This window comes from Francisella sp. SYW-9, from assembly GCF_008711465.1.
Taxonomy (GTDB): domain Bacteria; phylum Pseudomonadota; class Gammaproteobacteria; order Francisellales; family Francisellaceae; genus Francisella.
The window spans coordinates 194836-214575 of the sequence record NZ_VXKQ01000009.1 but is presented as its reverse complement, the minus strand read 5'-3'; the positions used below and the strand labels follow the sequence as shown (position 1 = coordinate 214575).

Sequence of the window (19740 nt, the reverse complement as noted above, 5' to 3'; positions counted from 1 at the left end):
TTATTTTAAGTTTGATTATTTTCTTTTTGAATACCCATTTGCAAATTTAAACATAAAAAATATAGAGAAGATAGTAACTAAGCTAAATCCAATAATAGGAGAGTTATTACCGATAAAGTCTGTAATTAGATTAATTGTTGCTACATTTGTATTTAATAACCCAAGTAGTTCAACTAGCGCGATAATGTACGCAGCAGTTACCACAATAGACAATATTATAATGTTATAATGATAAAATCTGTGTTCTTTTGAGTTGAAGCTCAAGACTTTTGACATCAACCCAGCATCTATAGAGTCAACTATAATCATACCAAGAGCAAATGAGAGAGGTAAAAGTATAACATACCAAATAGATAAGCCGTTTAGGATATTTGCTGCAGCCATGCCTAAAAGAGCAATCTCAGTAGCAGTATCAAAACCTAAACCAAATAAAAAGCCAACAAAATACATTTTATATGGTCTATCTATTACTTTTATTAAAGGTCTGAAAAGCTTTGATAATATCGAGTTTGAGGTATGATCATGTGTTGAAGAGTTTTTATTTTTTAGGAGATTCTTTAGCGAGATGAGACTCATTGTCCCTGTTAGTAGGAGAAATATCGCTGATACAATAGTTCCAAAGAATGCACCAATATCCAAAGCACTAGTTTTTTCGATACTAGCAAAGCTAAAGCCTATAATTATTAGTAGAGTAAGCAAAAATACAATTGTTGAATGACCTAGGGCAAAAAATAACCCAGTTTTAAAATTTGCCCTATTTTGAGTTATTAGTTGCCTAGTTACATTATCTATGGCAACTATATGGTCAGCATCAAAACCATGTCTAAGACCTAGTAAAAAAGCTATGCCAATCAAACTAAGCATTTTAAGATCTTGAACTGCTATGAATAAAAGTAGTGCTAAAATTAAAATAGAAAAAGTAACTATATTACTTTTCATAGAAGTTTCCTTTTTATATAACTTATATTTAGTGAATCTCATTATACCTGTTACATAATCCTTAGCAATATACTCTTTAAGCCCTTAAGCTGTTTCTTTAATATAAAATTCATAAATTTATGTATCATCTTGTTACAGATACAGCACTTTGATCGATATACTATTTTTATATAGGTTTTTTAGTTATTGATTAGGCTATTTTATAAAACGAGGTTATTATGAGTGACAGAAATATTAAAAATACTTCTAATTTATTTACTGAAAATAGTATTTCAGAACGAGCAATAGAATATTCTTTAGATTCTAGTGATATTCAAGAACTAAAATATGCACTTAAAAGAGCAGTTCAAACCAAAAAAGATTTAACCTATCTAAAAGTCACTGATTTTCCTATACCTAAATTATCATATAAAATTTCAGACTTTTCTAAGGAGTTAGAAGATGGTTTAGGTGTTGTTAAAATTAATAAATTTCCAATAAATGAGTTTAATTTATTTGAAATTAGAATTATTTTTTGGGGGTTAGGAATTCATTTTGGAACTCCTATTTCACAATCAGCTAGTCGACAATATATGATGGATATTAAGGATTTAGGAGAAAGTTTAGATGGTAAAGGACGTGGGCCAAGAAATAAAGATGAACTAGGCTTTCATACAGATGTATCTGATGTTATTGGCTTTTTATGTTATAATCAAGCTAAGCGTGGAGGGGAAAATTCTTTAGTAAGCTCAATACATGCTTATCACCATATATCACAAAATAGGCCAGATTTACTTAATGTTCTATTGAAACCTTTTCCTTATATAACACCAAAATGGGTTAAGCAAGAGTGTAGTGAACGACCTATCTTTGCAATAGAGAATGGAAAATTAGTTTGTCAGTATCTACGGGCGTTTATTGAGAATAAGTATAATATTGATAATAAATTGGCTATTTTATCTGACAAGCAGGTAGAGGCTTTAGATTACCTAGATAGTGTATTAAAAAAACTATCATGGAAATTTCTCTTACAACCTGGTGATATGCTTTTTATAAATAATTTTACTATTTTACATGCTCGTTCAGCATTTGAAGATCATATAGATGAAAAAAGAAAAAGGTTACTTCTTAGGCTATGGCTATCTATGCCAAATAGTCGGAAATTACCAGATTCTTATAAAAATTTCTATGGAGCAACTTTTGCTGGAGCCCTCAGGGGAGGAATTTATTAATAACTTAGCAAAGTATCTAACTTGTGAAATTTAACATTTGATTTTTTAAGAGAAGTATAAGTATTAATCTTAAAATGAAGTAAAATAAGTCACTTTAGAAAGTAGAGGTTTTCTAGAATATTTTTAGATCAATAGTATTATGAAAATCAGGCATCAATAGCCTTTCTTTTTAAGCAGTAGCTTATCTGTATTTTTATATGACTGAGGAGCAAAATCTCCCATCCACTCTTTAACAGCTTTAAAATTCTCGATAAAAGTTTGCTTATCACCATCAGAGACTTTTTCAGCATTAGAGTTTACAAAATCCGCGAATTCGGCGATAGTCTGTTGTCTTTGTTTATCAGACATAATAATATCAGCATATAGTCCAGGACCCTGACTAAAAAGCCTACCAACAATATTAAGCTCCATCTTATATACAGGGCTAGCTAACTTTAGCATTTTTTGGATATCAACATTTTTGTGCTTAAGAAATAACCCTAGGCAGTACACACTAAAATGCTCAATACCTTGGATAAATGTCATAGCTTCATCATGCTCTTCGGCAGTCATTTTTTCTATACTAAAGCCAATTCTGGCTAGATCATCGATAAAGTATTGATATTTATCTTGTTGTTTACCATCACAGACTACAATTACTTGATTATCAGGTGAGCTAATAGTTGGACCAAAGATTGGATGCAGACCGACAACAGGACCGTCATAGTTCGCTAACATACTATCTAGAGGCTCTTTTTTAATACTAGTATAGTCTGCTAAGATAGTTCCCTCAGAAAGATAAGGTATAGTTTTTTTTATAATCTCCTCGGTCATATATATTGGTACTGATAGTACTACAATATCTTGATTAGCAAGTTTTTGCTTAGGGTTTTGCCAATCGCTTTGACCAAAAATAGTTAGAGTATATTCAGGTAAAAACTTACTAAAGATGTTTTGAGTCATCTGACCCATTTCACCATTACCACCAATTATACAAATTCTTTTTTGCATTTTTAAAATCCTTAATTTTAATTTTTTCGCTGCTTACTCTGTAAGCTATAGCGACATACTTTTTTCATAGTAGAAAAAGTATGCAAAACTGCCTAGCACTACGCTAACGTAATTCAAAATAAATAGAAAATAAAAAAACTCACATTGTTCAAACAGTTTTATTTTCTTATTATTCATTTTTGAAATTACTAATCGCTAATGTGCATTTATTTTTCTATAAGAAGCAAGTCATCTATAGTTTTACTAATTACTAAATCTTAAAACTAAAAGTTACTGGTCCATCATTAGTTAGAGATACTTTCATATCAGCGCCAAATATTCCAGATTGAACTTTTTCATATTTGCTCTTAAAGATTTCTTGAAACTCTTCAAATTTACCTTTTGCAATATTAGGAGGGCAGCCATCACTAAAACTAGGTCTATTACCATTACGAGTATTCGCAGCTAAAGTAAATTGCGGTACAAGAATTATTTCTCCTTGGATATCTCTAAGAGATAAATTCATTTTACCAGCATCATCTTCAAATATACGGTATTTAAGGGTTTTCTCAGCCATCTTCTCAAAGTTTTGGTGAGTATCTTCTTTTTCAACACATACTAGGGCTAATATACCTTTGTTTATATCAGCAACTTTTTGCTGCTCTACAATTACATTTGCACAACAGACTCTTTGAATTATACTAAGCATTTTAAAAATATTTGTCTTATAAACAGTTTTAGATTGTATCAAAAAAATATCCCAGACAATATAATGTTTATAAAGATAGTTTAGTTCATTTGAACTAGATACTGTAATAGGATAAAGTTTTTCAAAAGGGAGAAAAGTTAGGTTATAAAACATATGGTTTCAAAAATTATAGAGGTCCTGCGAATAAGTATTATAGTTATTGGAGGTTTTTCTGTTTCATATATATACAAAGATAATGCTGTTGAAGTATTACATTATGATACGCTGATAGTAGTTTTGGCAATGTCAGGACTTTCTGGGATAGAAGGCATATTTTTTGGTCAAGAATCAGCAAAATCATTAGCAAGAGAGACTAACCACTCATACCAGTTACAGTCAGGAGCAAATAGTTTGGCAGTTGCATTAGTAGGTGTTTTTATTTATCTAAAAAACTGGGGAGTATATGCCGATGCGACGATACTTCTTTGTTGTCTAGTATTTTTTAGCTTATCCGCTATTATTCATACATGGGATTTTCTAAAGTATAAGAACCCTAGTAGAAAAAATGCAATGAGAGGAGTTTTAATGTTAGGATTATTATTTTGGCTTACTCCTGTTATATATCAAGCAGTATAGTTATTTAGCTAGAAACTTTTTTGTTTCTTACATATACGGTAAATACTAAAACAATTATAATCACACAAAGTATAGGTCCAAGAATTATAGGTACTTGCTTGTCGATATGTTGACCTAGGAATCCTGAGATAAATAGGCAGATCGAAGCACCTATAGAGCCTGACATTATTAAAAAAGAGGAGATCTTTGGACTAGAGTAATTTGCATTATTAATACCGTACCCAAGAAGTGTTGGAAACATTGCAGCACAACCAAAACCAAGTACGATACCACCTATGATAAACCCTGTAAGACTATTAGCAATTAAGAATATTATAAAACCAACTAGAGTAATAAATGAGCTAATCATAATATAAACAGCAGGCTTAATTTTTGTAAGTACAAATAGTCCTACTATTAATCTAGAAATAGCGATAATCCCCCAAAATAGACCGATAACTAGTCCAACATCTGTAACACTTACATGTTTAGCTTCTTGTAAATATGGAGAGAACCAATATGAAACAATATACTCAATATATACATAAATCATTATAGCAAGTGCGATTAGAACTACACTTATATTTAAAAGTTTTGGTTTAGCAGTATCAGATTCATCAACTAGATCATCACTAATAGTTACAGCCGCTTTTTCTTCAAATTTTGATAAAAAGATAATAATAAATAGGATCAAATATAAACAGCCCATACCGATAAACACCGCACGCCAAGAGAATTGCTCAACTATATGACCACCGACAAAAGGCACAAATGCCGAGCCGGCACCAAAGAAAAAGTTTAAAACATTTAAGCGTGATTCACTTTTACCAGTTTTTGTATATGCTGCATGGATTGTTTGGCTAACAGCTGGTACCAAAAAGCCCACGCAAGTACCATTTAAAAGAGCACAAATAGCATAGACATATAAAGGAAATCCAGCAGCGATAGTAAATTGTGCAATTAGACCAATTACTAAGGCAATTAGCAGGGTGTTTCTACAACCCAAAGAGCTCATTGTTTTTGAACTTAAAGCATTACCTACCAAAAGGCCTAATATATTTAAAACATCAATATAAACAATATGAGAAACATTAACGCCATAATGACTAGATATCTGTGGTGATACTAACCCAAGTATTGCCCCAAAACCTCCTGTAATAAATGCTGCGAAGAAACAAATGCTCACAGCCTTTAGTATTAAATTTTCTGGAACGGTGAATGTTGATAATTGATTATTTGTATTAATTGATGCCATTTGTACTCTCTCTAGTTTTTATTGCCATATTGAATTTAGTTCATATAATTTGATGATTAGGTTTTTTTGATCTGAAGCTTTAATCCTCATAGCATCTTTTATGTTGCTGGAGCGTTCAAATCTCATTGAGATAGACTCTTGACCTTTATTAACAAAAAGCTCAATACTTGTTGTATCTAAAAAAATATCTACACAGATATTTTCTGAACATATATCTTTTATAAAAGCTTCATCCATAACTTGATTTAGACTATTTTTTACTGAGATTTGGTTATCTTGATAACAAATATTAATCACAGGCTCATGATTATCCTCTAAAAGGTCTAGCTGCCAAGTATTGTTTGAATTAAACTCTAAATTTAGTTCAATAAGATCTGATGGGATATCAATATTTTTGTTAAGGTTTTCTATCTGTAAACATTGCACTCTAAGGGTTTTATAAGCATCAACAGGGTAGGAAATAAGCTTATTATTCACTACTTTGAACTGTCTCATTAGACTCATTGCACCAGCTGAATCTTCTTTTGATCGGTTCTTATGATCTTCCCAACAGTTCATCCAACCAATGACATATCTACTACCGTTAGCTTCAAAAGTCTGTGGAGCATAAAACTCTTTTGCAGAATCTATATATGTAGCAGGTGTTTTAGCTGAAAAATATTTACCATCAAAATCACCAATATAGTAGAAAGATTGATAATCGAAGTCTTTTTTATTTTTTGTTGTAAAAATTGAAAGCACTAGCACGTATTTGCCATCTAAATAAAATAAATCTGGGCATTCTAGCGTTCTACCAGAGATAGTTTTTTCTTGAAATAAGATGCTATGATAATGCCAATTCTTAGCATCATCAGATCTATACAGTGCAACGCTTGGATAGTTATTTGCATAAGTACCAATCACCATATAATAGCAATTGAAATTTTTATCAAACCATACTTTAGGATCTCTAAAATCGTAAGAGCAAAAATCAGGCTTACGATTAACAATAGTTTCAGGCTTTGAAAAGTGTATACCATCTTTACTTTTTATTAGATTCTGTTTTTCGATGAAAATATTAGGAGAATTTTCTAGATCCTCAAAATGCTCTGTATAGACAAGAAATAATTCATCATCAACAACCATGGCACTACCTGAGAAAGCTCCACCTATATATCTGTCATCAAGGTCATTTTGTGGATAAATGGCAATAGGTAAGTGATGCCAATGTACCATATCTTCAGAAACAGCATGCCCCCAGTGTAACATTGCTGTATGTTTACCATAAGGGTAGTGCTGATAAAACATATGATATTTACCTTTAAAGTAAACTAGGCCGTTAGGATCGTTTAACCAGGCTTTCTTTGCTGTAAAGTGATACTGTAGACGTTCTGTATCTTTTAGATTTGAGTTATTATGAGAATGATGTGACTGGAATTGTCCATATTTAAGACTAAAGCATATTCCTCCATGCTCAAGTAATGTATCATCATATATCCAACCATTTTCTATATTTAAACTTTGTGTGTCACAGACTATTTTAAGTATATATTCTTTATTTGATTCTAGTAACCACTCTACATGGTAGTATTTTGTTTTTAATGATGTTGTTTGTATAGGCTCACATTCAATTACTACATCATTATCATAAAGTCTAAACTGACCATGAATATTTGTGTTATAGTCAAAAGAAATTACGGAGTCATTTTCAACATAAATACTAATAGAATTCTCATCAAGTTTAGTTATAATCATTTCTTTAAAATAAAGAGTATGTATATAAAAAAGTTTATGTGACTAGATGTGTAGAGTCAATTTTATACTTAACAAAATAGAATCTACTTTAGATTTAGCACTAATTAGGTTACATTATTCCTTTAATCTAAATAATAAGTAGAGGAATAGTTTTGATAAAAGACATAGTAACTTTAGGTATGGGCTTCTTTATGCTTGCAATAGCTCTAGGAGGTGCTTTATCTGGTAAGTTAGGTCAGTTAGTTGCTATGCCTGATGGTAAGATTGATCCAATGGTAAGTTTAGGAATTTACCAAAACTACTTCTTATGGTTAGGAATAATCACTATTATATTAGGTATTTTATATGGAATAGTAGCCAAGGTTGTGACTACTATAGCTAATAAGCATAATATTTCATTAGGATAAATAAGTTTATAATCTCATCTGCCTTCTTTCTTAATACTTGACTGTCATTGGAGGGTATGATTACCTTTGATTTAACAGCTATAGTTCAATAACACAGCGTAACTCTATATTTCTTCTTGTTTGACCAACTAGTTTTGTATCATCACATAATTCAATACTTGAGTGTAGGGCGGGAGTTATACGATCTCCATCTAACGAATCATACTGAGACATTACTAATAACTCATTTGGAATCATTAATGGGTAAATATAGAACTTCAGAGATTTATTATATTTAGTAGAAAATATTTGCCTAGTTGGCACATTATCTCTATGTAAAGTTGCATTGAATAAAGAATCAGGATTAATACTCGATTTATCACATACTGCTAATGGTGCATTGATGATAGGGACTAGTGGTTTCCAAATAGTCAAGACTAACCATCTTTTATTAGGGTTATTAACATTTATTTTATCTAAATTTATTGGGTAATTAAAATAGTCTGTTTTTTTACCTTTTTTTAAATCTTGCAAACGGTCTAGAGATAAGTCTCCATGTAAGATAGCAACTGGCTTCCTTGGTTCTGAGCTTGAGGTACCTAAAGTATGTCTACCGGCCTCCTGAGAGCGAAAACAGTAACTGAAAAAATGCACTTCTTTAGCACCAATTTTTCTTTTTAATATTTTTTTTAACGTTTCAAAGTAGCTAAAGACGTCATCTTCATTTTTTAAACTATATAGTCCACTATCATCAGCTAATAAACAAAAACCATTTTCTAATAAGTTTAAGTTGTGATATCTTGCATTATATATATCTGTAGGTATTTTTTTTAGTCCGTCTATTTTATCGTTATTTTTATAGTAAAGAGCTTCATTCTCGATATATCCTATATCAGACACTACTGTTTTATCGGTTATTTTTTGATATAAATTAAACATAATTATCTCCTATTTATTAATGCCATATTCAATTAATTAGGTTTTTGCTTAATGAAACCTAAAGTCTAATTAAATAATATTAGATTGGTTTAATGAAAGGAAATTAAACTTTTTAATGGTTATCATAAGAAAAAAATATATCTATTTTATACGAGTCGTTAATAAATAAGATTGGCGTAATTTATTAGCGATAGGAGAGAGCTCTTCAATTGAGCTACAGACAAGATTTAGAGGTTTTCGAACTGGGAAAGGTTTGATATTTATAGGTTTAACTTTACTAAGTTTTTCAATACCATTATTGAAAATTCCCACTATCGAAATACCAAGGTTATTCTCTACTGCTTTATAAACACCGTCAGAGCTATTCACATAAAATAAATTTGATGTTGGGTTTACAAAATGAGTTTCTAGATATTTTCGTGGCTCAGAACCCGTTTCTCCTAAGATAATAGTTTCATCAGTTAAATCAGCTAATGTAATATTCTTTTTATGGAATAGGGGGTGTAGTTCTGAAGCAATTAAATATAGTGAATAAGTATCTATTACTTCAATAGATAAGGCCTGGTTTGGAACAGCACTCATTATCGCTAAATCTAATTCGTGATTTTTAATAGCATTTATAAGTGCTTCACGCGATAAAACTTGTAAATCAATAATAACGTTGGGATGGTCTAATTGAAATTTCTTTAAAATACTTAATAAATAATCTAAACAGCTAGATGGAATTCCTATAGCTAAATTACCTTGTAGAGAATGCTGAAATTCATCGATAAACTGTGAAAAAGACTCGAGATTATAATATGTTTTTTGTAGCTTTTGGTAAATAGTTCTACCTGAAGGGGTTAGTTGAATCCTTTTGTCTGATCTAAGCGAAAAAAGCTTTGCCCCAATTTGATATTCAAGCTTTTTCATCTGTATTGAAATAGCCGGTTGGGTAGTGTGTAAAAATTGCGCTGCTTTAGTGAAATTTGAGAATTTCACACAAGCCATAAAAATTTGTAGTTGTTTTAAAGAAAAATGAAAGTTCATAAGATTGAGTCTAGGAGTTTTTTAAAAAAACAAATGTAAAAAGATGGCTAAAATATTTTATTTTTCATTTATATTTTATCAAGCATCATAAAACATTTATCTATACCGTGTAAATATTCTATAGGAATTGTAAACGTAGGTATAGCTCCTTTAATTTTATAATCTCTTTATAATCTCATTTGTAAACTCTTGTGTAGAAGCTAGTTTAGTTCCTTGAGTATAGATATCTTGAGTTCTAAAGTTATCTTCAAGAGTTAAATTAATCGCATTTGCAATAGCCTCAGCTTCTGATACTAATCCAAATGAATAGGAAAGCATTAGTGATGCTGAAAGTATCTGTGCAATTGGATTTGCTTTGTTTTGACCTTTGATATCATAAGCAGAACCACCAGAAGGCTCATAAAGACCAAAACCACCTTTATTTAAGCTTATAGATGGCACTAATCCAATTGATCCAGGTAGTACAGAGGCTAAATCAGATATAATATCTCCAAAAAGGTTACCTGTAACCATTACATCAAATTGACTTGGATTTAGGACCATTTGCATAGCACAGTTATCAACATACATATGGTTGACTGTAACATTTGGATAGTCTTTCGCTACTTCATTAACTATATTTCTCCATAGTCTTGATGTATCTAAGACATTTGCTTTATCAACGGATGTAAGTTTATTTGAGCGTTGTGTAGCTCTCTCAAATGCTTGAGTAACAATACTTCTAATTGTATGTTCATCATATTCAGCGATATCTGTAGCACATCTTGTACCATTTTCATCTGTAAAAGTTCTATGCTCGCCAAAGTAGATATCTCTGGAAAGCTCTCTAAATATCTCAATATCAGCACCATTAGCGATACGGCTATCTTTTAAAGGGCATGTTTCTTTTAATGACGGGAATATTTGGCTAGGGCGAATGTTTATGTTAAAACCAAAGTGCTTTCTTAGCGCTAGGATACTATTGGCTTCACAGCCTTGCCATTTTTCTTCATTTTGAGCTTCAACAGGTCCACCAACAGAGCCAAAAAGGATCGCATCAGAGTTTTTACATATATCTAAAGTTTCAACTGGGCAGTGGTTTTTATATTTATCATATGCAGCACCACCAACTAGAGCTTCAGTATAGTTGAATTTGTGATTATATTTTTTAGCTGTAGCATCAAGAACCTTTATTGCCGATTCCATTACTTCAGGACCAATACCATCACCAGCTAATATAGCAATATTTTTTTCCATTTTAGCCTCTTCTTGATTGTTCAAATTGTTTAATTATATCTAATTTATCAATAAGATAAGTCATGTCATCTAATCCTTTGATAAGACAGTTTTTACGAAAAGGATCATAATCAAAATTATAAGTATGCCCATCAGCAGAAACTGCTTGGTTTTCAAGGTCAATAGTCACATTAAATTTTGGATCCTCTGCTCTGTCACATAGATTTTTAACAATATCTTTATCTAAAGAAATTAGTAATAAACCATTTTTAGCAGCATTATTGAAAAAAATATCAGAAAAAGATGGTGCAATTATAGCTCTAATACCTGCTTGAGTAAGAGCCCAAACAGCATGTTCTCTAGATGAGCCACAACCAAAATTACTGCCGGCGATTAGTATTTGTGAATTTGAGTAATCAGGATTATTAAAAATAAAGTCACTATCTTTTTCTTTTAAATTATGAAATAAACTACTCCCATAACCATCTTTACTTGTTTGAGTTAGAAAGTTTGCAGGGATAATCATATCCGTATCAATATCACTTAGCCATAAAGGAATTGCATTAGATGTTAGTTTTTTAAAAGCTTGCATTTTCGTAGAGCTCCTTATTATAGTTTATCAACACTGCAAATTTTACCCATAACAGCGCTAGCAGCAACTGTTTGAGGCGATGCAAGATGAGTTATACTACCTTTACCTTGGCGACCGATAAAGTTTCTATTTGATGTGCTAATACATCTTTGACCTGCGGGAACTTTATCATCATTCATTGCTAGGCACATTGAGCAGCCAGGCATTCTAAACTCAGCACCAGCATCAGTAAAGATTTTGTCTAATCCTTCTGCAATAGCTAGGTTTCTAACTTGCTCTGAGCCTGGAACTATATACATAGTTACATTTCCAGCGACCTTCTTACCTTTTAGAACCTCTGCAACAGCACGCATATCTTCAATACGACCGTTAGTACAGCTACCAACAAATGCCCATTGAATTTCTTTACCAAGAATATCCTCATCAGCATTAAACTTGGTATAGTCATAAGCTTGTTGAGCTAATTTATGTTGGTGTGAAGGGATATCTTTAAGATTTGGAATCTTAGCAGATATGCTAATTGCATGCTGAGGATTTATTCCCCAAGTTACCATAGGTTTTAGATTATCGATGTCTACTTCTATATGTTTGTCAAAGTGTGCATTTGTATCACTTTCTAGCTTTTTCCACTTCTCAATTGCTTTATCAAAATCAGCGCCTTGAGGAGCATATTTTTTACCCTTTAGATAACTAAAAGTTTTTTCATCAGGAGATACTAAGCCTGCTCTTGCGCCGCATTCTATAGACATATTACATAAAGTCATACGCTCTTCCATAGTCATATCTGAGATTACCTGACCAGTATACTCTATTACATGACCGCCAGCACCACCAATACCAATTTGAGCAATTAGTTTCATTACTATATCTTTAGCTGTTGCTAGATCTGAGGGCTTACCTATAAATTCAACCTTCATTGTCTTAGGCCTATATTGAAGGATACAGTTAGTAGCAAGTACATGTCCAACTTCAGATGTTCCAACACCAAATGCTAAAGCACCAAATGCTCCGTGAGTTGAAGTATGAGAATCACCACATACAAGAGTTGTTCCTGGTAGAGTAAAACCTAATTCTGGGCCCATTACATGAACAACACCTTGATGTTGACTGTCAAAGTCATAAAAATCAAGACCAAACTCTTTAACATTGCTACGAAGTTTTTCAACCTGAGCTTGAGCAACCTTATCTTCCATCTCCAAACGGTTAATAGGAGATGTTGAGATACTATGATCTACAGTTGCAATGATAGATCTAGGATCATTTATTGGTATATTCAACTCTCTAATTTTATCAAATGCTTGAGCGGAGGTTACTTCGTGCATTAACATTCTATCTATATATAAGATATCTGGAAAATTAGGTATCTTTTTTACAACATGGGCATCCCAAATTTTATCTATAATATTCTTTGCCATACTATTTCCTACAATTTGTTTCTACATGTAATTTATTCGTAGCAGATATTAGAGCTTTAAGAGTAGAAATCTCTATATCTTGATCAGTAGCGACACCCTCAAAAGTAGGGCTACTCTCACCGGCTTTTATTATAATTGTACTTTCAGACTTAGAGTTAACACCATCATTCTTTAGTGATCTAGAGAAATAATCTGAAATATTGATTGCTGGTATATATTCTTGGATACCTTTTAATAAAGCAGATAATGCTGAGTTTTCACTATGGTCTGCGATTCTAATATCTGTACTACCAAAGAAACTGCCCTTAAGTTCAACATATGTTTCACCATTAGACTTTCCATAGTCAATGCTTGTTACATTGATTGGGGATTTAATTTCTTTATAAGCATTAATTAGCTCTTCATCTGTGATACCTTTTCTACGCTCATGATAAATATCTTTTATTTGTTGGGCGATTTTTGCTTTTTCTTTGTCATCACAAATATAACCATTCTCTTCGATGATCTTTTTAGCATGATTACCACCAGAAAGAGGACCAAATACAAAACTAATTTCATTCCCTACAGACTCTGGGTGAAATGGTTGATATGCTAATGGATTATTTAATATTGCATTAGTATGGCCACCAGACGTATGCCTAGCAGAGTTTAGGCCTGTAATAGGGTAGTGAGGCTGTCTTGATAGCATTCTTTCACTAATAAAGTCAGAGATAGCTTTAAAGTTAGAAATATCAATATCGTTGTAATAGTGACAATCTTTTTGTTTACCAAAAAGATTTATAAACATTACACATTGCTCTAAAGATGCATTACCTGCTCTTTCACCGACACCATTAATACAGCCTTCGATTTGCCTTGCAGGCCCATCAAATACTGCATTCATAGAGTTTTCTAATGCTAAACCTAAATCATTGTGGCAATGTGCTGACCAGATTATATCTTTATCAGGGAACTCTTTTTTAATAATTTCAGCATGTTTTGACATGTTTTTGACAAAGTAATTATCGCCTTCTCTTTCACATGCACCACCAATAGTATCTGGACAGTTTATTACAGAAACTCCAGCAGAAACAGCAGCTCTAAAAACATCTGTTACATAGTCAAAAGTATCACCAAGCTTAGAGTATCCTTCAGCACTAAACTCAACTTCAAAGCCTTCATCACTAGCTAATTTAACTAGTTCGTAAACATTTTTAATATTTTGTTCATTATCATTTTTGTTACCTAAGCTTGCTTGAGCTAAATTAGGGTCTACAGGCAGATACATATGAACTCTGGCTTTACCTATCTCTAGCGAAGGGCGTAGAGCATCCATCGTGATTTCAACCTGGTTTTTACGTAATTGGCATAGTCCAGCAATAGTCATATTAGACTTTCTCTCAGCCATTTTTTTTGAGATAGTGTTAACTATTTTAAAATCAGTATTACTCGCTGAAGGGAACCCGGCCTCTAAGACATCAATCTTTAATTTATCTGCTAGATCAGCATATGTGATATTATCATCAAAAGACATCCCTGCTCCTGGAGACTGTTGGCCATCTCTAAGAGTTGTATCAAAAATATAAACTTTCTTCTTATCTCTATCCATCAATTAATGCTCCTATATGTATGTTAAAAAGTCTTTGTAAGCCTCTCCTTTGTTGAGTTTTGCAAAAACTTCTTTTATTTGCTTAGTTATTTTATGGTCTGAGTCATTAAGTTTACTATCATCAACACTTCCAACAGGGATTAGTTCAGCAGCAGTTCCTGATAAGAAAACTTCATCAGCATTCATTAGTTCATCTACTTTATATAAGCGCTCTGTAACTTTATAACCTAAATCTCTAGCTATTTGGATAATAATTTGTCTAGTGATTCCATTTAATATTGTTCCTGGAGGAGTTGTTATAATTTCATTGTCTTTTACCATGAAAATATTCATTGCACCAGCTTCTGCAATATTACCATCAACATCAAGCATTACAGATTCATGATAATGAGTGCCTCTAGTTTCTCCCGATGCTAGTATACAATTTACGTAAGTTCCACTAAGCTTTGCATCACAAACTGTTGATTGAGGGTGGATACGAATATATTTACTAATTTTAATATCAGCTAATTTAATATCAGTATAGTGATTTAGATCAAGGCAAAATATAATGATATCTACCGGATGACCTTCAGATGGTAATACACTTATACCTCCTTCAGCAAAGTATGCTAAAGGTCTTATATAGCATGAACTTTTGCCACTAGCTTTTACTATATCTATTACACCTTGGCATAATTCATCAACACTATATTTACTTTTCATTCCAAGAACACTCATTGAATATATGAACCTTTCCATATGCTCTTTTAATTTTAAAATGCCTGTTCCGTTAGGTGTTTTGTATGCTCGTATACCTTCAAATACAGAAGAACCATAATGTAGAGCATGAGTATCGATACCTACTTTTGCATCTTCATAAGAGATGATTTCGCCATTTTTCCAAATTTTCTTTGACATTTATTAAACTCCGATATTTATGTTTAGTTAGTTATTTTTTAAAAAATTGGGTATATTCTAATTGTCTTCATTAGAGACAGAGGAGTGCTTGAGAGGAATTACTTTGAGATTTATTTTTTTGAATGAATATTGCTGTAGTAGTATTTAATATAGTTTTGCTATTACTTAATATTCTAAGTTTAATATTTACATATGTACGTACACGTGTGCATGAATTCACTACTTTATACATTTTCCCTTATCTTTTGAGTGTAAGAATATTCTAGAGTAATACTCTTAATTAAAAGTTAATACAGCTATTGTAGCCAGATAATATTTTGGTGTAAACCTTGTTTTACCATAACTAATGATTTTTTCAATTCTATATTCATAAAAACTAGTACTTTATACTGTTTAAGATTAACTTATCTTTAGATAACCTTATCCAAAAAATTATGCTAAAAGGATAAATTCAAATGAAAGAACCTATTAGTTTTGAAAATAAAGATAAAGGTAATTATGAGAATTCTTATAAAGAAAGATTATATTCGAGTACAGATTTATCATACAACGAAAGATATCAACCTTCTAATAGAGATTTTTGTATGAAACCTAGGATGCAAAAAAGTTTTGAGGATATGGAGTTTGTTAATGGAGTTGGGTATTTTGATATTTCAAGTATTCTTATTGAGAATGGTACTATGGAATATGATTGTTTTCGCGCTTTGCAGAGGAGTCTTAAAGAATTTGATTATTATCAAGGCCTTCCTGTAGATCTCATTTTGTTCAATAAGAGGGATAGGTGGGAAGATGATTTTGAAATCGAATTTTTGGGATATGCTCAGTATCTATCTTCAACAAAAAATGCCCAAACTCTGTATATTGTTAAGAATCTGCCACCAAATAAAGAATATCCAGAAAATGTAATTAATGATAGTTTCATAGAAGGTTACCCAAAGAATGATGGAGAAATAAGCCATCAAGTAAAACTATATTTTAAGATAAAAAAATTATTAGAAAAAATAACTAGGCATTTAATCAAGGTTAAACTACAAAATCTTATAACAAGATCTGTTGAAAACTATATTGGGTGGTCTAAGAATCTAAGTATAATGAGCATTTTCAAACATGGTGAGAGTGGGAGGAGAAGGGCGTCAGCTCTTAAAAGGGAAGCTTATAACGCAACTAGTGCACAAGAGGTTGTTAATGCAATAACAAGTTTTTTTAATAATACTATTAGAGATGAGTTTGGAAAGAAAATTTCAGGTTCAATAAACACTAACAATCACTCATTTATAAGCTTTTTCCTAAATGAGCTAAAAAAAGAAGCTCTTTTTATTAGAAAGATATTAGTACCAGACCTAGAAATATCATCACCTAAGTATAATCGTATTAAGAATAATGATGCTAATTATACGATGCCTGGTGAGTCAATTGAAAGAAAAGACGCTAAGGAATGTTTAAGCAAAAAAAAAGAAATAAATATAAAGATAAATCCACAAGGCTATATCATAAATACTAAAAGGGTAGAAGAAGAGCTTAGACAAGCAAGAATACGAGAATGTTTAAGACAAAAAAAATGCGAAGCTAGGTTACGCAATGAATTATCACGACATAACATGCTCTAAATTCCTGGTAAAAATTAGTGGTTTTTTAGACTTTATATCCATAAAATCAGTATTTTGTACTATTTTAAACTAACGTGGCTTTAGTTAGTATTCTTCTTATCTTTATATGAAGGTAGTTATAGTATGGAATGTGTTATTTGTTGGAATTATATTGAGAATTATAATTTTTTCTCTCGAAAAGAACAAGATCAAGGTCTGCTTGAAAATAATATATATAGGCTACAATGTGGACATTTTTTTCACTTAAACTGTATAGTCGAATCGGTTATAAATAAGCCGGAATGTCCATATTGTAGAGCCCAGACTTCTTTGAAGGAGATAGAGTTTTTTATATCTCAATATTTTGATAGTTCTGGTGAATACTCAGTACCTACGCTTCTAGAGGATTTAATATCTTTGTATTTTAATAATTTAAGTAAATTCTTTGTATCTACGGATATGGAGTCTCTTACTCGAAATTCTATACCTATTACGTCTTTTTTTATAAGCTCTACTAAAGTTAATATTACTTTTAAAATAGATTATAATCAACGGTGGTCATATGAGTGTTTCCGGCTTTTGGCTGGTGACTCAGCCCCATATCAGCCTTATTCAGTTACTTCTATAGATCTCAGCTTTTCTGATGAGACACGGCCAGAACATATCCAAGTTATATTTTGTGAAGATAGTGAAGTAATACGTAACATGGTAACTTTACCAAGAAATAGTCGAACTGTCTTTATTGTTAAGAATATCTTAAGACCTTTTCCAAATATAGGAAATGTAATTAATGATAGTTCTATTCGTAATTCAGATGAATTATTAGGAATAATAATCTGGCGTTTAGTAAAGATTGAACTACAAGACACTATAACAAAATCTGTTGAAGAATATATTCGGTGGTCTCAGAATCTAAGTTCAATAAGCATTTTTAAACATGGTGAGAATGGGAAAAGGAGGGCTTTAGCTCTTAAAATACTATCTGATAGTTCAACTAGTGTAAAAGGTGTTGTTAATGCAATAAGAAGTTTTTTTAATAATACTATAACAGATGAGCGTGGAAATACAATTCCAGGCTCAATAAACACTAACAATCACTCATTTATAAGTTTTTTTCTAAATGAGCTAAAATATAGAAAATATCTTAATAAGATATTATTGCCAGATCTAGAACTAGATATCCGAACTGATTATCATAATCATAGCTCTGATAATAAAGACAAAAGAAATAGTGCTAAACTAAGTTTGAGCCAACTACCGGAAAGTATGGCTATAGGAATCAGATGATAAGCTTTAGATAATGAAACTTGTGTAGTCACTGTCGCTATATATTGATACAAATCAGTATTTTCTACGAATATTGAGTTAATTTGCTTTTAGGTATCCTTATCTGAAAAATTATGCTATGAGATAGTTTTAAATGAGAGTATGTAATATTTGTTTGAAAGATAAAAGAAATTATAGTAATTATCTTGAAAGAATATTAGGTGAGGATAGGGGTGAATTATACAGGCTACAATGTGGACATGTTTTTCATTGGGGCTGTATAGCTGCTACGCTTCGAGCTGCTACGCTTCGGGCTACTACGCAACAATGTCCATTTTGTAAACAAAAAGTCTCTTCTGAGGAGATGAGTTTAATACAGGCGTATTCGAACCTTTATTGTGGTAATTCTTACAATCCCGTTTTTAAACTTCTATCGGGTCATATGTATGAATATATAGACTATATGGAGCCTTCTAAAAATCCTAAGGAAGACCCCAGTCAATTAGTTTCTATTCCTATTTATGTAGGTCGCGATCAAAAGGAGTCATATAACTGTCTCCAGCTTTTGAAACATTACTCTGGTAATAGTTACTCAAATATTCCTCTAAATCTCCGGTTTAACTATATTACAGATAGTGCATACTTTAGCCCTAATGATTGTAAGGTCGTATTTTGTGAATATGATATAACTAGAACTAAAAAGGTGGTAAAGTTACTAGAAAATGCTCGAACGCTCTTTATTATTAAAATTCCGGAAGTGCTCACTCAAAATCCATTTAATCCTATGCGTACTTTGCCACAAGATATTATAAATCTAGAAAATGTAATTAATGATGGACCCATTGACTCAATAGATAAATTATTAGAAAAAATAACTAGGCATTTAATAAAGGTCAAGTTACAAGACGTTATAACAAAATCTGTTAAAGAATATATTAGCTGGTTTGATAATCGAAGATCAGTAGGCTTTTTTAACAGACATGGTGTGGATGGCAAAAAGAGGGCATTAGCCCTTGAAAGGAAGGCTTATAGAGCAAAGAATGCTCAAGAAGTTGTTAGAGCAATAAAAAATTTTTTTAATAATACTATAACAGATGAGCGTGGAAAGACAATTCCAGGCTCAATAAACACTAACAATCATTCATTTATAAGCTTTTTTCTAAATCAGCTAAAATATGAACAAACTTTTATTAAAGAGACATTAGTACCAGGTGTAGCACTAAGAATAAGTGCCGATTATACGAGTCCTAGTGAGAAAATAATAAGAAATCAAGCTAAACAAAAGTTGAGTCAATCAAGAGAAATAGATATAGGAGCAAAATCATCAAGATTTGAAGCAGTTCCTTTTAGACAAGAAACAGAAAAAGCAAAAAAGAGGTCTTAGATTCCAGTTGTAAGTGCGCCAAAATATTT

General features: G+C 31.7%; 18 protein-coding genes. 6 read left to right on the top strand and 12 right to left on the bottom strand.

The features are described from left to right. Positions 1–15: 15 nt before the first annotated feature. Positions 16–939 (bottom strand): HoxN/HupN/NixA family nickel/cobalt transporter, encoded by a 924-nt coding sequence (locus tag F3D62_RS05735; RefSeq protein ID WP_150467286.1) that lies wholly within the window; start codon positions 937–939, stop codon positions 16–18. Between the two features lie 218 nt (positions 940–1157). Between F3D62_RS05735 and F3D62_RS05730 the strand changes: the two genes are divergently transcribed. After that, on the top strand, positions 1158–2150 hold the full coding sequence (locus F3D62_RS05730) for a TauD/TfdA family dioxygenase (RefSeq protein ID WP_150467285.1): 993 nt from the start codon (positions 1158–1160) through the stop codon (positions 2148–2150). A 153-nt stretch (positions 2151–2303) separates the two neighbouring features. Here F3D62_RS05730 and tyrA read toward each other — a convergent pair whose 3' ends face one another. Beyond that, the gene (tyrA, locus tag F3D62_RS05725; RefSeq protein WP_150467284.1) at positions 2304–3140 is read right to left on the bottom strand and encodes a bifunctional chorismate mutase/prephenate dehydrogenase; all 837 of its coding nucleotides are present in this window, start codon (positions 3138–3140) and stop codon (positions 2304–2306) included. Between the two features lie 250 nt (positions 3141–3390). Next, complete coding sequence (dtd, locus tag F3D62_RS05720) at positions 3391–3828, bottom strand: D-aminoacyl-tRNA deacylase (protein WP_150467340.1); 438 nt, start codon at positions 3826–3828, stop codon at positions 3391–3393. 153 nt (positions 3829–3981) lie between these two features. On the opposite strand from dtd, the gene F3D62_RS05715 reads away from it, so the two are divergent. After that, the gene (locus F3D62_RS05715) at positions 3982–4443 is read left to right on the top strand and encodes a DUF6790 family protein (protein WP_150467283.1); all 462 of its coding nucleotides are present in this window, start codon (positions 3982–3984) and stop codon (positions 4441–4443) included. Between the two features lie 4 nt (positions 4444–4447). Here F3D62_RS05715 and F3D62_RS05710 read toward each other — a convergent pair whose 3' ends face one another. Both F3D62_RS05710 and F3D62_RS05705 read right to left on the bottom strand, forming a co-directional pair. Beyond that, the gene (locus F3D62_RS05710; protein ID WP_150467282.1) at positions 4448–5677 is read right to left on the bottom strand and encodes an MFS transporter; all 1230 of its coding nucleotides are present in this window, start codon (positions 5675–5677) and stop codon (positions 4448–4450) included. Between the two features lie 18 nt (positions 5678–5695). Beyond that, the gene (locus F3D62_RS05705) at positions 5696–7411 is read right to left on the bottom strand and encodes a glycoside hydrolase family 32 protein (RefSeq protein ID WP_191092542.1); all 1716 of its coding nucleotides are present in this window, start codon (positions 7409–7411) and stop codon (positions 5696–5698) included. A gap of 152 nt (positions 7412–7563) precedes the next feature. Here F3D62_RS05705 and F3D62_RS05700 point away from each other — a divergent pair, with 152 nt between their 5' ends. After that, complete coding sequence (locus F3D62_RS05700; protein WP_224732648.1) at positions 7564–7818, top strand: hypothetical protein; 255 nt, start codon at positions 7564–7566, stop codon at positions 7816–7818. A 78-nt stretch (positions 7819–7896) separates the two neighbouring features. Here the strand turns inward: F3D62_RS05700 and F3D62_RS05695 are convergent, their stop codons facing one another. The 7 genes from F3D62_RS05695 to F3D62_RS05665 all read right to left on the bottom strand — a co-directional run bounded on the left by F3D62_RS05695 (position 7897) and on the right by F3D62_RS05665 (position 15475). Next, positions 7897–8736, bottom strand: a complete 840-nt coding sequence (locus tag F3D62_RS05695; RefSeq protein ID WP_150467281.1) for a CmcJ/NvfI family oxidoreductase — start codon at positions 8734–8736, stop codon at positions 7897–7899. A 141-nt stretch (positions 8737–8877) separates the two neighbouring features. Then, positions 8878–9765 carry a LysR family transcriptional regulator gene (locus F3D62_RS05690; RefSeq protein WP_150467280.1) on the bottom strand — a complete coding sequence of 296 codons (888 nt, stop codon included), beginning with the start codon at positions 9763–9765 and terminating at the stop codon, positions 8878–8880. A 156-nt stretch (positions 9766–9921) separates the two neighbouring features. Continuing rightward, the gene (gene leuB, locus F3D62_RS05685) at positions 9922–11001 is read right to left on the bottom strand and encodes a 3-isopropylmalate dehydrogenase (RefSeq protein WP_150467279.1); all 1080 of its coding nucleotides are present in this window, start codon (positions 10999–11001) and stop codon (positions 9922–9924) included. Between the two features lies 1 nt (position 11002). Continuing rightward, a complete protein-coding gene (gene leuD / locus F3D62_RS05680) occupies positions 11003–11572 on the bottom strand; it encodes a 3-isopropylmalate dehydratase small subunit (RefSeq protein WP_150467278.1) in 570 nt (189 codons plus the stop codon). Positions 11573–11589: 17 nt separating this feature from the next. Beyond that, complete coding sequence (gene leuC, locus F3D62_RS05675; RefSeq protein WP_150467277.1) at positions 11590–12987, bottom strand: 3-isopropylmalate dehydratase large subunit; 1398 nt, start codon at positions 12985–12987, stop codon at positions 11590–11592. Position 12988: 1 nt separating this feature from the next. After that, entirely contained in the window at positions 12989–14575 is a 1587-nt protein-coding gene (locus tag F3D62_RS05670) for an alpha-isopropylmalate synthase regulatory domain-containing protein (protein ID WP_150467276.1), read from the bottom strand. Positions 14576–14587: 12 nt separating this feature from the next. Beyond that, positions 14588–15475, bottom strand: a complete 888-nt coding sequence (locus tag F3D62_RS05665) for a branched-chain amino acid transaminase (protein WP_150467275.1) — start codon at positions 15473–15475, stop codon at positions 14588–14590. 455 nt (positions 15476–15930) lie between these two features. Here F3D62_RS05665 and F3D62_RS05660 point away from each other — a divergent pair, with 455 nt between their 5' ends. The 3 genes from F3D62_RS05660 to F3D62_RS05650 all read left to right on the top strand — a co-directional run bounded on the left by F3D62_RS05660 (position 15931) and on the right by F3D62_RS05650 (position 19711). Continuing rightward, positions 15931–17082 (top strand): hypothetical protein, encoded by a 1152-nt coding sequence (locus tag F3D62_RS05660; RefSeq protein ID WP_150467274.1) that lies wholly within the window; start codon positions 15931–15933, stop codon positions 17080–17082. Between the two features lie 123 nt (positions 17083–17205). After that, positions 17206–18348, top strand: coding sequence for an RING finger protein (locus tag F3D62_RS05655; RefSeq protein WP_150467273.1), 1143 nt, complete (start codon positions 17206–17208; stop codon positions 18346–18348). A gap of 133 nt (positions 18349–18481) precedes the next feature. Further along, positions 18482–19711, top strand: coding sequence for an RING finger protein (locus F3D62_RS05650; protein WP_150467272.1), 1230 nt, complete (start codon positions 18482–18484; stop codon positions 19709–19711). Positions 19712–19740: the final 29 nt, after the last annotated feature.